Origin of the sequence: Sandarakinorhabdus cyanobacteriorum (assembly GCF_002251755.1) — a bacterium.
Taxonomy (GTDB): Bacteria; Pseudomonadota; Alphaproteobacteria; order Sphingomonadales; family Sphingomonadaceae; genus Sandarakinorhabdus; species Sandarakinorhabdus cyanobacteriorum.
Map to the genome: position 1 here is coordinate 15,018 of NZ_NOXT01000108.1, position 14,741 is coordinate 29,758.

Annotated in this window: 9 protein-coding genes; 6 read left to right on the forward strand and 3 right to left on the reverse strand. The window is 66.3% G+C overall.

Annotated features, from left to right (window positions below):
* Positions 1-8 precede the first annotated feature (8 nt).
* The 5 genes from plsX to CHU93_RS08635 all read left to right on the forward strand — a co-directional run bounded on the left by plsX (position 9) and on the right by CHU93_RS08635 (position 3,565).
* Positions 9-1,079, forward strand: a complete 1,071-nt coding sequence (plsX, locus tag CHU93_RS08615; RefSeq protein ID WP_094473686.1) for a phosphate acyltransferase PlsX — start codon at positions 9-11, stop codon at positions 1,077-1,079.
* Positions 1,076-2,065, forward strand: coding sequence for a beta-ketoacyl-ACP synthase III (locus tag CHU93_RS08620; RefSeq protein ID WP_094473687.1), 990 nt, complete (start codon positions 1,076-1,078; stop codon positions 2,063-2,065). The genes plsX and CHU93_RS08620 overlap by 4 nt, the downstream gene beginning before the upstream one ends.
* 112 nt (positions 2,066-2,177) lie before the next feature.
* Entirely contained in the window at positions 2,178-2,483 is a 306-nt protein-coding gene (locus tag CHU93_RS08625; RefSeq protein ID WP_086117517.1) for an integration host factor subunit alpha, read from the forward strand.
* A complete protein-coding gene (locus CHU93_RS08630) occupies positions 2,483-2,845 on the forward strand; it encodes a MerR family transcriptional regulator (protein WP_094473726.1) in 363 nt (120 codons plus the stop codon). The genes CHU93_RS08625 and CHU93_RS08630 overlap by 1 nt, the downstream gene beginning before the upstream one ends.
* A gap of 6 nt (positions 2,846-2,851) precedes the next feature.
* On the forward strand, positions 2,852-3,565 hold the full coding sequence (locus tag CHU93_RS08635; protein WP_094473688.1) for a ParA family protein: 714 nt from the start codon (positions 2,852-2,854) through the stop codon (positions 3,563-3,565).
* A gap of 19 nt (positions 3,566-3,584) precedes the next feature.
* Here the strand turns inward: CHU93_RS08635 and CHU93_RS08640 are convergent, their stop codons facing one another.
* From CHU93_RS08640 to CHU93_RS08650, 3 genes are all read right to left on the reverse strand, one after another.
* On the reverse strand, positions 3,585-7,220 hold the full coding sequence (locus tag CHU93_RS08640) for an SDR family oxidoreductase (RefSeq protein WP_243375453.1): 3,636 nt from the start codon (positions 7,218-7,220) through the stop codon (positions 3,585-3,587).
* Positions 7,221-7,225: 5 nt separating this feature from the next.
* On the reverse strand, positions 7,226-12,730 hold the full coding sequence (locus tag CHU93_RS08645) for an AMP-binding protein (RefSeq protein WP_094473690.1): 5,505 nt from the start codon (positions 12,728-12,730) through the stop codon (positions 7,226-7,228).
* 164 nt (positions 12,731-12,894) lie between these two features.
* Positions 12,895-14,328: an undecaprenyl-phosphate glucose phosphotransferase gene (locus CHU93_RS08650; RefSeq protein WP_165768668.1), complete on the reverse strand. Its 1,434-nt coding sequence runs from the start codon at positions 14,326-14,328 to the stop codon at positions 12,895-12,897.
* A 144-nt stretch (positions 14,329-14,472) separates the two neighbouring features.
* Here CHU93_RS08650 and CHU93_RS08655 point away from each other — a divergent pair, with 144 nt between their 5' ends.
* A complete protein-coding gene (locus CHU93_RS08655; RefSeq protein ID WP_094473692.1) occupies positions 14,473-14,730 on the forward strand; it encodes an XrtV sorting system accessory protein in 258 nt (85 codons plus the stop codon).
* The last annotated feature ends 11 nt before the right edge of the window (positions 14,731-14,741 follow it).

Genomic DNA, 14,741 nt, shown 5'->3' on the forward strand with positions numbered 1-14,741 from the left:
CGCGCATCATGACCGCCACGCCGCCTGCGGGCCCGATCATCGCCCTCGATGTGATGAGCGGCGAATCCGGTGTGGCCGAAGCCGTTGCCGCCGCTGATATTGCGGCGGAACGCTACCCGCGCCTGTCGTTCCTGCTGTTCGGGCAGGAAGCCGCCATCGCCCCCGAGCTGGCGCGCCACCCGCGCCTGGCCGGCCGCGCCCGCATCATCAACAGCGATGATGTGGTGTCCATGCGCGACAAGCCCAGCCAAGTGCTGCGCCGCGCCAGCACCACCTCCATGGGCATGGCCATTGATGCAGTGAAGCAGGGTGAGGCGCATGCCGCCGTGTCGGCCGGCAACACCGGTGCCCTGATGGCCATCGCGCTGTTTGCCCTGCGCACCATGAAGGGCATTGATCGCCCGGCACTCGCCGCGATCCTGCCCACGCTGAAATCCGAATCGGTGATGCTCGATCTCGGCGCCAACACCGAATGCGATGCCACCAACCTGGTGCAGTTCGCCGTGATGGGCGCGGCCTTTGCGCGCACCGTGCTCGGCCTCGAACGCCCGCGCCTCGGCCTGCTCAACATCGGCGAGGAAGAGCTGAAGGGCACCGAGGAACTGCGCACCGCCGCCACCATCCTCAAATCCGCCCAGCTGCCGATGGATTTCGTCGGCTTTGTCGAGGGGGACAAGATTGGCACCGGCGATGTCGATGTCGTCGTCACCGATGGCTTCTCCGGCAACATCGCGCTGAAAACCGCCGAAGGCACCAGCCGGCTCGTCACCGGCCTGCTCGGCAACGCCTTTCGCGCCTCCATCTGGGGCAAGCTCGGCTATTTCATCGCCCGCAGCGCGCTGCAGTCGCTGCGCAACCATCTCGATCCCAACGCCCACAACGGTGCGGTGTTCCTTGGACTCAATGGCCTTGTGGTGAAAAGCCATGGCAGCGCCAACGCACGCGGGCTGGCCAATGCCATCGGGGTGGCGCATGATCTGGTTCGCGATGATGTGGGCCGCCGCATCAGCGCCGATCTGGCCGGCATCAGAATGGGCCCGACCATTGGCGACTCCACGACGGAACCCAACGCCGCATGACCAGCCCCACCGCCCGACGCCGCTCGGTCATCACCGGCACCGGCAGCTATCTGCCGCAAACCATTCTCACCAACGATGATCTCGCCGCCCGGCTCGACACGTCGGATGAATGGATCATCGAACGCACCGGCATCCGCCGCCGCCATATCGCCGCCGAAGGCGAATTCACCTCCGATCTTGGCGCCGAAGCCGCCCGCCGCGCCTTGGCGGCTGCCGGCTGCACCCCCGATGACATCGATCTGATCGTCGTCGCCACCGCCACGCCCGATCAAACCTTTCCGGCCGTGGCCACCGTGATCCAGCACAAGCTGGGGATGACGCACGGGGTCGCCTTCGATGTCGCCGCTGTCTGCTCCGGCTTTCTCTATGCCCTCACCGTGGCCGACGCCCTGCTCACCACCGGCGCACACAATCGGGCGCTGGTGATTGGCGCCGAAACCTTCTCCCGCCTGCTCGATTGGGAAGACCGCACCACCGCCGTGCTGTTTGGCGATGGGGCTGGCGCCATCGTGCTTGAAGCCCAGGCCCAGGCGGGCACCACCGATGATCGCGGCGTGCTGGCCAGCCGTCTGCACAGCGATGGCCGCTACAATGATCTCCTCTATGTCGATGGCGGCCCCGGCTCCACCGGCAGCACCGGCCATCTGCGCATGAAGGGCAAGGAAGTCTTCCGCCATGCTGTCACCAACCTGTCCAGCGTGATGGGCGAGGTGCTGGATGCGGCCGGCCTTGCCCCCGCCGATGTCGCCTGGGTGGTGCCACACCAGGCCAATCTGCGCATATTGGAGGCCACTGCAAAGAAGCTCGGCCTTGATCCAGGCCAGGTGGTGGTCACGGTCGATTCCCACGCCAACACCTCCGCCGCCTCGGTGCCGCTGGCGCTCGACACGGCGGTGCGCGATGGCCGCATCCAGCCTGGCGACCTGCTCCTGCTCGAAGCGATGGGCGGCGGTTTCACCTGGGGCGCTGCCGCCGTTCGGTGGTGAAACTTTCGTGAAACTTTTCAGTGGCGAATCGCCCAAAGCTGCGTAGAATCAGCGCAGCCAGCCAAGACCATAATCCACACAGGCTGGCGCGCGCAGGGTGGGGGGAGAACAGATGGCAAGCAAGGCAAGCGCCGGCAGTGTCACCAGGGCCGATCTGGCAGACGCCGTGCATCGCGAAATCGGTCTCTCGCGCACCGAATCGGCCCAACTGGTCGAAGCCGTGCTTGATCGCATCTGCGATGCGCTGATCGCCGGCTCCAACGTCAAGATTTCCAGTTTCGGCAGCTTCGTCCTGCGCAACAAGGGCCTGCGCGTCGGCCGCAACCCGAAAACCGGCGTCGAAGTGCCGATCGAACCGCGCACCGTGCTCACCTTCCGGCCCAGCCAGCTGCTGCGCGAAGCCATCAACCGCGGTTGATCGTGGCGGAATCCGTCTCTGGGAAGGCCGAAGGCGCATTCCGCACAATTTCCGAAGCCGCTGATGAAATCAGCGTGCCCGCGCATGTGCTGCGCTTCTGGGAAACCCGCTTTTCCCAATTGCAACCGCTGAAGCGCGCCGGCGGCCGCCGCTATTACCGCCCGGCCGACATGGCGCTGCTGCGCCGGATCAAGGCGCTGCTGCAGGATCAGGGCATGACCATCCGCGGCGCGCAGCTGGCGTTGGGGGCCAAGCCCGCCCCGCCGCCAGCCGCCGAAACCGTGGCCCCGGCCGGGCCCGGCATTGACCGCTCTGCCCTGCTCGCCATCCGCAACCGGCTGGCCGCCGCACTGCTGGCCTGACCGGCCATGAAGGTCGTCGCCCTGTTCAGCGCGAAGGGCGGCGTCGGCAAATCCTCGCTGGCAGCCAGCCTTGCTCATGGCGCTGCCACCCGCAGCGGCCGCCGCACCCTGCTCTGGGATCTGGACCCACAGGGCGCTTCCGGCTGGTTGCTGGGTGTTGAGCCCAAGGCCGGCGCCAAGGCGCGCAAGGGCCTCGCCGCCGCCAGCCTCGCCGATCTCATCCAGCCATCGGCCTTTGCCAATCTTGATGTGCTGGCGGCTGACCGGTCGCTGCGCCGGCTGGAGGCTGACCTTGCCGGCGAAGACAGCGAAAAGCGCCTGAAAAAGGCCCTGAAGCCGCTGGAAGACCGTTATGACCGGGTCATCCTCGATTGCCCGCCCGGCCTCACCGAACTGGCCGATCAGATGTTCCGCGCCGCCGATCTCATCGTCGTGCCGGCCATCCCCTCGCCCTTGTCCGGCCGGGCGCTGGATCAATTGACGGGGCATCTTTCCGCCGAAATGAAAACACCGCCACCGCTGCTGCCGGTGTTTTCCATGGCCGATCGCCGCAAGGCGCTGCACAAGGCCGCACTGGCCGCCCACCCGGACTGGCTGGTGATCCCCTATGCCAGCGCGGTCGAAGCCATGGCGGCCACGCGCCAGCCGGTCGCCAGCGGGCCGGCCGCAACCGCCATCAACGCGCTATGGGCAGCGGTGGAGCGGCAGCTTTCGGCCTGATCGCCCCACCGGCTGCGCATCACACCGTCAGGCTCATCCCGCGATAGATGCGGCTGCGATAACGGCTGTCTTCCGCATCGGGCAGCGGCGCACCGGCCAGCAGCACGGCGCGGGCAAAGCGGCGCACCTCTTCCTGATGCTCGGCCTCGCTGCGCGGCTCTTCCGAGCGCACGCGGCGGGTCAGGTTGATCTGGTTCACCGCCACCTCGTGCACCAGCCGCTCATTCTCCACCGCGATGGTCGCGGTAAAGGCGTGCAGCGTCGTCTTGACGAAATTGGCCAGCGCAAAGGCCCCCTTGGCGCCTTCGCCCATCGGCACATCCGGCGACACCAGCACCAGCTGGCAATGATCGAACAGCGACACCTTGCGGGCGATGCGGAAATGGTGGGTCAGGTTGTGCTCCACCACCTCGGCAAAGCCGGCACCGTCCAGCGGCTCGTCACCATCGAACAGCCGGTCCGGCAACGGCGCCAGCGGTGTTGAAACGATGGTGGTCGGATGGCCCCACTTGGCCAGCGCCTGGTCCATGGCGGTTTCGATATCGCCATCAATCACCAGCGTTTCGACCCGGTCGGCACCCTGGCCCACATGGCCGCGGATCGCCGCGCCAGCCGCCGCCGTGCCAGTGATCAGCACCACGCGCGCCACATCGGTGTCCAGGAAGCCCTGGGCCGCCGCGCCGAGATAATCGGCGAGATGCTCACCCACCAGCCACACGGTCTTGCCGCCCATCTGGGCCAGCCGCTCCGCCTTGGGGCTGCCGAACAATTCGCGTTCGGTATGGCTGCGCTCCACGTTGAGGCCGCCCGAAGGCATGAAGGTTTCGCCCGACACGGCGCGATCCGCCAGGAAGAACACCGTCGCCTGCGCCACTTCGGTCTCGGTCGGCATCTTGCCCAGGTGCAGCTGGCTCAGCACGCCGCCCCGCACCTTGGCCGCCTCGCGGCCGATCTGGGCCACCGGCAGCCACGGCACATCATCAGGCGGCACGCGCAGCAGCCAGTCATGCTCGTCGCGGGTCTGCCAATCGGTGCCGATCAGCCAACCACCCAGCCGCAACCGGCGCAGTAGCTTGGCCGCCAGCGGCGGGGTCAGGATGAACCGGTCCCAGCAACAGCGCTCATCGCCTTCGCGGGCACAGGCCAGCGCCAGGTCGCGCAGCGCCTGCGGGTTGGAGCGGTCGTGGCTCAGCTGCACGCTGTCGTTGCGCGCCAGCTTCGAGAGCAGCTGCGCCACCGGCGCCCCGCCGCGCACCGCCTTGATCACGGCGGCGTGCACGGCGTTCAGCCGCTTGTTCTCCAGGATCAGGCGGCCGCGCCGATCAAACAGGCCCGGCTTGCCGCCCAGGCCGGCCAGGCGGTCGCCGTCCACCGGGCCGGGCGCGATGGCGTTGATCTGGATCTGCGGGCCGAGATGCCGGGCCATGGATTCGACCATGGCGCGCTGGCCCGATTTCGACACCGCATAATCAGTGCGGTTCGGGTACGACACGGCGAGGAACTTCTCCCCACCGAAATAGCTGGAAACATTGAGGATATAGCCGCTGCCCTGTTTGCGCATCAGCGGCACTACCATCTGCATCAGGGCATAGTTGGAGATGAGGTTGGCAAACTGGGTGTGGCGGAACGCGCTCACCTCCATGTCCACCGCCATCTCCTCGGCGCCCGAAATGCCGGCATTGTTGATCAGATAATCGATGCGGCCAAAGGCCTTCAGCGTTTCGTCCACGGCGCGGCGCAGGGAGGCCATGTCGGCCACGTCCACACCCGCCAGCGTGCGCACCCGGCGCTCGACGCCGGCAAAGCCGATGTCCTGCAATTCGCCAACGATGCGCTCGCGCGCGGCGTCCAGCTCGCTCTCGCGGCGGGCGACCATCATCACCTTGGCGCCGGCCAGTGCCAGCAGCCGCGCCAGCGCGCCGCCAATGCCGGCCGAACCGCCGGTGATCAGCGCCACCTTGCCCAGATGCAGGCCCGTGATGTTTTCCGCCGTGCCCACCAGCGCACGGCGCGCACCGGTCGCCTTGGCGATGCTCTTGGGCAGATAGAGGTTGATCGGATCCACCTGCCGGTCGGTCAGCAGCAGGCGCGCGGCCTGGCCAGCGGCGAAGTCGCGGTTTTCCACCTCGCCATTGCCATAGCGCACGATCTGGTTGCCCCAGATCACCCGCGGCGTCTTGCCCTGCGCATGCGCCACCCGGGCCTCGTCGCGCCACACGCGGAGCAGCTCCTCGATGGCGGCGCGCTCCACATCGGCCCACAGATTGCCGGCGCCATCATCGCCGTTGGTGATGAACACCACGCGCGGATCGGCGGCCAGATCGGTGCTGCGCTGCCAGTAACGGTCAAGCGTGCGGGCCAGCGCGATCGCGCCTTCCAGCTCGTCATCCACAAAGCGTTCGACATCGGCATCCGTCGCCTCGCCCAGCGCACCGGTGAAATAACCGGGGCCGCGGGTGGGCAGGATCACCGCGCCATCGATGGCACCGCCGGCCGAGAATTCCGCCAGCGCTTCATCCATGGCAACATGGTCATGGCGCGGGAAGCGCACCGCCGTCACGCCAGCCGGTAGCCGGTCCTGCGCATCGTCCAGCGCCGATTGGGCGTGATAGCCCAGCAGCACGCGCGCGCCCTGCGCAGCAAACAGGCCGGCAATGGCCAGGCCATCGTCCAACTGGTTGCCGGCGGCGACCAGAATGGATCGGCCATCGCCATCAATGGCGCGCATGTCGGGCCGGTGCAGGAATTCGCTGCGCGATTCCTGCGGCACCGCCATGCCGTGCGTCACTTCAAAATCATGCGCGGCAAAGGCAGCGCTTTCATCGCTGCCCATGAACACGCAGGCATTGGCGATATCAGCCGGCGTCGGGAAGGTCTTGGCGCGGGCCTCGCCCTCAACGCTGCGCTCCAGCGCCATCAGATCAAAGAAATGATTGGCCGTGCTGCCCGGCGCGTCGCCCTTCAGGCCGTCCATCGCGGCAAACACGGTGCGGATGCGTTCGGATGCAATCGGGCCGGGATAAAGCGTGTTCACCCGGATACCACGCCCACCCAGTTCGCGCGCCAACCGCTTTGACAGGATGTTCAGCGCCGCCTTGGGCACCGTGTAGGCGGCGCGGCCGAAATAATCGGTGCGGCTGAAGATGGTGGAAACATTGATGATGCTGCCGCCCTCGCCCATCGCAGGGGCAGCGGCGCGCACCAGGTTCCACGCCACCACCATGATGTTGCGGGCGGCATCGCCCACCGTCTCATTGTCGGGCGTGCCTTCCAGTTCGTCGGCCGACAGCGGCAGCGCGCCCAGCACCTGCTTGGGGCCGGCCGAACCGGCATTGTTGACCAATATGTCGATGCGGCCGTGGCGGGCCACGACCTCGGCAATGCCGGCGCGCACCGATTCGATGTTGGCGCCGTCCATCGTCACGATGCTGGCCGATCCGCCGGCATCGGCCACGGCGGCTTCCATCGCGGCGGTGGTGCGGGCGGCATCCCGGCCGCTCATCACCACGGTTGCGCCTTCGGCCAGATAACGGCGCACGATGCTGCCGCCCAGATTGCCGGCCGCCCCGGTGATCAGCGCCACCTTGCCGGCCAGCCGGCCAGGGCGATCTCCCTGCGGAGCAGGTACGGGCTCACCGCCCTTGGTCTTCGACATCGCGTTCATTCCCCCTGCCCTTCGCTGCTGCCGCCCAGAGAGGCCCAGGCTTCGTACAGTTCATCCTTGCCGCGCAGGCCCATGGCCGGCAGCGCGTGGTTGACGATATAGGTCGCGCCGGTGTGGCGGTTGTCCCACATGCTCTGGTGGGCTTCCGGCAGGCCTTCCCACGGCACCACCGTCGGCTCGGTCACATCCAGGATGCCGGCCGCGATCATGTCGTTCATGCGGGTGACTTCATAGGCGTTGCACAGATGCGTGCCGCGGATCTCTGCCATCGGCATGATGATGCGGCGCTGGCGCGTCCACACCTGCGGGGCATAGAAGTTGTACCGCTGCCCCGCCATGTCCTCGCAATAGACGACCCGGCCGGTGAACGGCTTCACCAGCGCCGTGGTCACGCCCAGCGTGTCCTGCCCGGCGCGCTCCAGCACGATATCCGGGTTGCCGCGCGGATTGTCGGGGCTGCGCAGCAACTTGCCGACCGCATTGCCGAACGGCTTCAGCGTCTTGTCCTGGAACTGGCGCACCGCCTCGCGGAAGGTTTCGATATCCTCGCGCGCCACCGGCAGGCGCGGCATGGTGTCGGGCCAATCGAAATTGGCGCCTTCCCGCCGCTTGATGCCCTCCAGGCTCACCACGCCGGCCACCGCATCCTCGAAGCCCAGGCTCAGGATGAACTCGCGCTGGCCATCGGTGTTGGTGACAACCACGATCCGGCAACCCAGCCCGCGCGCCGCCTCGATCATCTCCAGCCCGGTCTCGTCGGCCAGCGCCTTGCTGCCGGGGCCATAGAAGATCAGCACGGCCTCACCACCGCGCGCACCGGCCTTGGCCAGCATCGACACAGGGTCGGAACCACCCTTCTTGCCCATGAAGCTGAGGTGATAGCCCGACGAGGCGCCATAAAAGGCCAGCACGCCACCATCACCCAGCAACTGGAACGAGCGCGGGAAGGCCGTTTCGCCGGCATGGCTCACCGCATAATCCGCCAGCTTGCCGCCGTTCAGCGCCTTGTATTCCGCCACCAGCGCCTCGCCGGCGGCTTCCCACGCCGCCCAGTCATCCTTGCTGCCATCGGGCACCGGCGTGAACAGCGCCTTGAAGCGCGGATCGGTGCGATCAAGCGCGCCGACCGCGCCCTTGGACTTGACGAACTCGGCACGCGCCGGGCTCGACACTAGGCCGGTGACCTGCAACCCGCTGGCCTTGGCCGATTTCAGCGCATCCAGGCCCGTCCCGGTGGCCGAGCCTTCGATGAAGATGGTCTTGCCGCCCACGATTTCCAGCGTGGTGTAGAGGCAGCGCCAGATGGTGCCGAGGTTGAGGATATAGCTGCCCGCCTGTTCCAGCGTCAGATCGCCCGGCACGGGATGCAACTGCGGCGCCTGCACGGTCAGGAACTGGGCATGGCTGCCCGACTTGGTCTCATAGCCCTGGATGGCGAAATCGGCATACATCGGGTCGCGCCCGGCCTGCGGGCTCAAGAGGTCAGAGGTGCCGGAATAGACCGCCACCATGTCCCCCACCTTCAGCCGACCCTGCGACCGCACCTCGCTGCCCAGCGCCGCAACCAGCGCCAGACCGCCCGAACCGGTCAGCTGCACATCCTCCTCATGATTGTCGAACGGCGAGACGGGGATGCCGGTCAAGGCCCAGATATCGTTGAAGTTCACTTCCGAGCTGAGCAGATAGACCAGCGCCTCGTTCGGCTCCGGCTGCGGCGTCGGCACGATCAGCTGTTTTTCGTGGGTGGCCGGCGGGCCGAACTGCGGCGCGCCGGTGTCCGGATTGCGCGCGATGCCAAAGCCATATTGATGGCCCGGGATCGGCGTCACGCCGGGGAAGAAGGGCGCGCCCACCGGCAACAGGTCGCCGGCCGCTTCCAGCCGCTTGGCCTTGGCCGCGAACTCGGCCTCCACATGCACGCCATTGCGGCGGACGGGCAGCGGCGGCGCCTTCTTGTCCATGAACAGGCGGATGCCGGTCTTGCCGCCATCGGGGTCAACCACGGCCTGCGCGAACAGCTCGGCTTCGCGGGCGAGGCCGGCGGCGATGCCCTGGGTCCAACCGGTACGGATCGCGTCGATGGCGCGTTCGCCGGCCTTGCCGCGGCCGGCCCATTCGAGCTGCCGGAGGATGCGCTGCACGAACTCGTCGCTGAGCGCCGCATCAAGATTGGCTTCTCCGGGCTGTTGCCAGTTCCCCTGTGCCTTGCGGCGGCGTTCGATCCACGCACTGCCCAAGGCACTCCCTGCACCGCCAGAAATGAAGTCCCTGACCTTCTGATGAGCAAGTGACAACGCATCATGAGAATCCCGCGCAACGTCATCCACAACGCCTAAGGAATATGCCTCCCAAGCCTCAATGCTGCGTCCACCGAGGATGATGTCCAAGGAGTCACGCAAGCCGTCCTTGGGGTTCACGTCAGCCAGCAGACGCGGCAGGCGCTGGGTGCCGCCATAGCCGGGCAGCAGGCGCAGGCGGATTTCCGGCTGACCGAAGCGGGCGTGGGATTCCGCCACGCGATAATGGCAGGCCAGTGCGAATTCCATGCCGCCGCCCAGCGCCACGCCCTGGATGGCCGCCACGCAGGGCTTGCCCATCTGCTCGATCTTGCCAAACGCCAGCTGGGCGTTGGCCGGCAGCACGCGGGCTTCCTCAACCGTGTGGATTTCCTCCAGGAACTGGCGGATGTCGGCGCCGGCGACAAAGCTGGCCGTGCCATCACCGGTGAACACCACCGCCGCCACATCATCGCGGCGGGACAGATGCTCCACCACAATCACCAGCTCGTCGATGGCGCGTTCGTTCAGCGCGTTGACCGGCGGGTTGGTGATGAACACCGTCGCCACCTTCTTGCCCGGCGCGACGATGTTGTACTGGATTCGGAAATAGCGATAGCGATCGAAGATATCCTGATCTTCCGACAGGCGCTGCTTGCGCTCCCACGCGGTGATGGCGCGCTTCAACTCGTCCAGGCTCTCCGGATTCTTCAGCGTGGTGACATCGCCCAGCGGCGCCCCTTCCACCAGCGCGCGGACCATGCGGCGCATATATTTGCCGCTGCGGGTTTCCGGGAACTGCGAAACGGTGATGAAATCGCCCGGCACCGCCACGGCGCCCTTTTCGCTGCGCACCAGATCGGCCATCCGGCGTTCGTCGTCGCGGGTGATGATCTGGCCCGGTGCCGGCGTGATGAACGCCAGCGGGGTCAAGCCCTTCTCGCGGTGCGGCGCGCCAACCACCAGCACATTGCCCACCGGGCTTTCCGGGTTCAGCGCCTTGTCGCGAAGGATGGCGCCCTCGATCTCCTCGGTGCCCATGCGGTGGCCAGAGACGTTGATCACATCGTCCGAGCGGCCATGCAGCGAGAAGCCGTCATCGTCACCCTGCACGGCAAAATCGCCCTGGGTATAGGCCCACACGCCCTGCCAGCGGCCCCAATAGCCATCGCGCCAGCGGCCAGCGTCGCCAGCCCAGCCGCCAACCACGCGGCCATCTTCCACGCGGAAATTGTCGCTGTCACCCCACACGGTGCGCGCCAGATAAGGATAAGGCCCGGCGATGATGATCTCACCCTTCTCGCCCTGCCCTGCCTTGCGCCAGGTCACGCCGTCGCTGCCCTCACGGGTCAGCAGCACGCGCGCGGCCTTGTCGCCGGCCTCATCCTCCACCCACACATCGCCAACAATCCACGGCAGCGGGAAGGTGCGGGCATCGGCGGCCAGCGGGAAATCGCCATTGCCATAGAAATGCGTCCAGGCGATGCCGCCATGCTCGGTCGCCCAATAGCTGTTGATATATTGCGGCGTGATATGATCCATGCCGAACGCCTGCACCGGCGGCGAGCACGGCTCGGCGCAGAAAGTGGCAACGCGCAGCTTCGACAGGTCGTAGGCCTGGATATCCTTCAGATTCTGCGGATCGGTCATCACCGCCTTCAGGAAGGTCACACCGGCCTTGAAGATGGTCACGCCGTGATTTTCGATCATCGCGGCAAAGCGCCCGGCGTGCGGAAACACCGGGGAGCCTTCGGCCAGCACGGTGGTCACGCGGGAGAGCAGCGCGGCGGCGATCATGTAGCTCTGGCCGGTGATCCAGCCCGGATCGGCCACCACGAAGATCGTGTCGCCAGGCCGCGCATCAAAGGCGACCTTCATCGTCTCCATGATGCCGCTGGCATAGCCGCCATGGACATGGACGACGCCCTTCGGCTTGCCGGTGGAGCCCGAGGTGTAGATGAAGAACAGCGGATATTCGGCATCGACCGGCAGCGGCTTTGACGCTTTCCACAGCGCGGCCACAAAGGCCTCGTCGTCGAGGGCGTGCAGCGCCGCCTCATCGGCCAGCCCGGCCGCCGCCAGGATATCGGCCAGCGCGGCGTTGGTCAGATCATGGCTCCACACATCGCGGTCACGCCACACCAGATCGGGCACATGGGTGTGGTTGGCGACGATCACCGCCTCCACCCGCGGCGGGGTCGACACCAGCGCCTCGGCAATCGCAATGCGGATGCGCGCCGATTGGGCGGCATCAACCTGGCCTTCCTTGCCCAGCTCGGCCAGCGCCCGGCCCAGGCCGCGCATGACATCGCCGCGTTCCACCGTCACCTCGCCCTTCAGCGCGGTGGCGACAATGCCAGCCATGGCGGTGCGGGTGGCATCCGACAGGCCGAGATCGCTGCCCGTCAGCCGCTCTTCCAGCAGGCGCAGGGCAACGGCCACCGGCACATAATTGTCGAGCGCCGGATCGGTATAGGCCGTCTTGAATGGCACGATCTGGGCGTTGCGGTAACCACCGTCAGCGGTGATGACGATGCGGGCGCCGGCATCGTGGATGCGGTCCGAAAGCGTCTTGTCAGAAAAGCCGCCGAACACCGGCGTGTAGATGACGCCAATGCGCTTGGCGCCCTCGCTCCAATAGAGCTGGGCCGGCACGTTCGGCATGTTGAGGGCGATGCGGTCACCCGCCTTCAGGCCCAGCCTGGTCAGCGCAATGGCGCACTTGGCCGCTTCCAGCAGCAGCTGGCGGCGGGACACGGTGATGCAATCCACCGGCGCACCGCGGCCATTGTTGGCCGCCAGATCCCAGCGGTCGCCTTCAAAGATGAAGGCGGCTTCGGCGCCATGGCCAGCCAGCACATGCCGGTCCAGCTCGTTGAAGGCCGCATTGGTGAAGCCGCCTTCGAACCAGCGGAAATTGGGCGCATCATCAGCGTTGAAGTCCCGCGTCCATGGCGCGAAATCGGCGCCCAGATCGGCCGCCACCGGCGCCGCAGTCTCGGCATCCCAGCCGGTCCAGCGGCCGTCGCCGGCATGGCTCATCCAGGCGTTGCGGCCGGCCACGTCCACCAACCAGTGCAGGTTGCGCCCGGCGATCTTGCCATGAAAACCGCCCGGATCGGCCAGCACCGCCTCGCGCATGGCCTGCCAGTCGGCGCGGGTGGCGACCGGGTTATATTCGGGCCGGGGCACCGGCGGACGCAGTGGAGCGGCGGGATCGTACATGGCTCTGCCCTTTTGCTGGCCGCGGGAATCGGCAGAGGCCGTCCAGCGGACAGGAAAATTGAATGAGGGCAGGCCTTAGGGAAAGATTATGTCCCCGCCAAGGAATATTGGGTTCTATTATTGCCGGTGCGACATTCTGCCCTGCCGCACGGCAATGCCCGGCCTCAAAGGGCGTTCTTGGGCAGCAACACGGCCCCAACCGTGCGGATCAGGATATAGAAATCCAGCAGGATCGACCAGTTGTCGATATAGTAAAGGTCATGCTCGAAGCGCTTGATCAGCTTCTCTTCGGTGTCGGTCTCGCCGCGCCAGCCGCACACCTGGGCCCAGCCGGTGATGCCCGGCTTCACCTTGTGCCGCGCGGCATAGCTTTGCACCACATCGGAAAACAGCCGGCCGCCCGCGCGGGTTGATGGCGCATGCGGGCGCGGGCCGACCAGGCTCATGTCCCCCAGCAGCACGTTGAACAGCTGCGGCAGCTCATCCAGGCTGGTGCGGCGCAGGATACGGCCCACCCGCGTCACCCGCGGATCATCGCGAGTGGCCTGGTTGATATTCTTGAATTCCAGCTGGTTGTGATACATCGACCGGAACTTGAAACAATCGAAGGTGCGATTGTTGAAGCCCTCGCGCGGCTGGCGGAACAGGATCGGCCCGGGCGAATCCAGTTTGATGGCGATCGCCACCGCCAGCAGCACCGGCCAGATGAAGGCCAGGATGATCAGCGTCAGCAGCTTGTCCTCGATATTCTTGGCCACCGCCGAAAGCCCGCCAATCGGCCGGTCAAACAGGGTCATCACCGGCACATCGCCCAGGATCACCACCGGCCGCCGGGCATAGGTGAAGGCGACCAGATCGGGCCCGAGCCGCACCTTCACCGGTGTCAGCGCCAGCCGGGTGACAATTTCCTGCAAGCGCCGCTCGGCCGCCCAAGGCAGCGCCACCACCACCTGATCCACCAGCCCGTCGCGGATCATCTCGATCAGGGTCGTCAGATTGCCCAGCACCGGCACGCCGGCAACATCGGCCGGCCGCCGTTCGGGCGAACGATCATCAAACATGCCGATCAGCGTGATGGTCAGCCGCTCATCCGATTGCACATATTGGGCAAAGCGCAGCCCCTGCTGGCCAGTGCCAAAGATCGCCACCCGTTCGTTGAACGTGCCGCGGGTTTTCAGCCGGCGCACACAGATGATGTCGATGGCACGCACCGAACAGAGCGACACCGCGCCCAGGGCCAGCCAGCTGACCGCCCAGCCCCGCGACACCTGATCCGATTCCTTCAAGAGATAGCCCAGGGTGATCAGGAACACCGCCGTCAGCAGCCAGGCCATCACCACCCGGTTCCAGCCCTTGCGCACCGAAAACTGCGCATCAATGTCGTAGGCGCCCAGGCTTTCGGCCAACAACGCATAGGCCGCCGCGCCCAGCAGCACCACGCGGCTGTGGGTGTCGAGCGTGCCGCCGAAATCCCACACGCCAATGGCAATCAGGACCAGGCCGCTGCTCGCCGCCGCCAGAAATTCGACAACGCGTCCCAGCGTGATGGCGATGCGGAGCGGCACGCCCTTGCGGCTGGCGCCGGGTTCAGTGGCCATTGGCGGCAAAATGGGTCGTTCTGAATTCATTCAGCACTGGAACTTTGCTAAGAAAAATTTACTGGTTGGCGCGACTGCCGTTTGAATCAGCATGGTCACATCTGGCCGTGTTGGTATAGAGGCAAGTGCGAGGGAGATGATTGGATGGAAACACCATATGATTGGGTGACGGTGATGGCGTTTGCCGTCTTAATCGTCCTGTTCCTGCAACGCAGTCAGGGCGAACCGCGCGACCATCTCTGGCAGTATCTGGTCGCGTCTGTCGGCTGCGCGGTGACCAACTATCTCGGCAACGAAGCGATGAAGAGCGGGGAAATCACCCTGCATGGCGGGGCGCTGCTGCTGTTCGCTGGCACGCTGGGCTTCATCTGGCGCGTGCTCAAACCCTTCGATCACGGCTGAGCCGCTGCAAG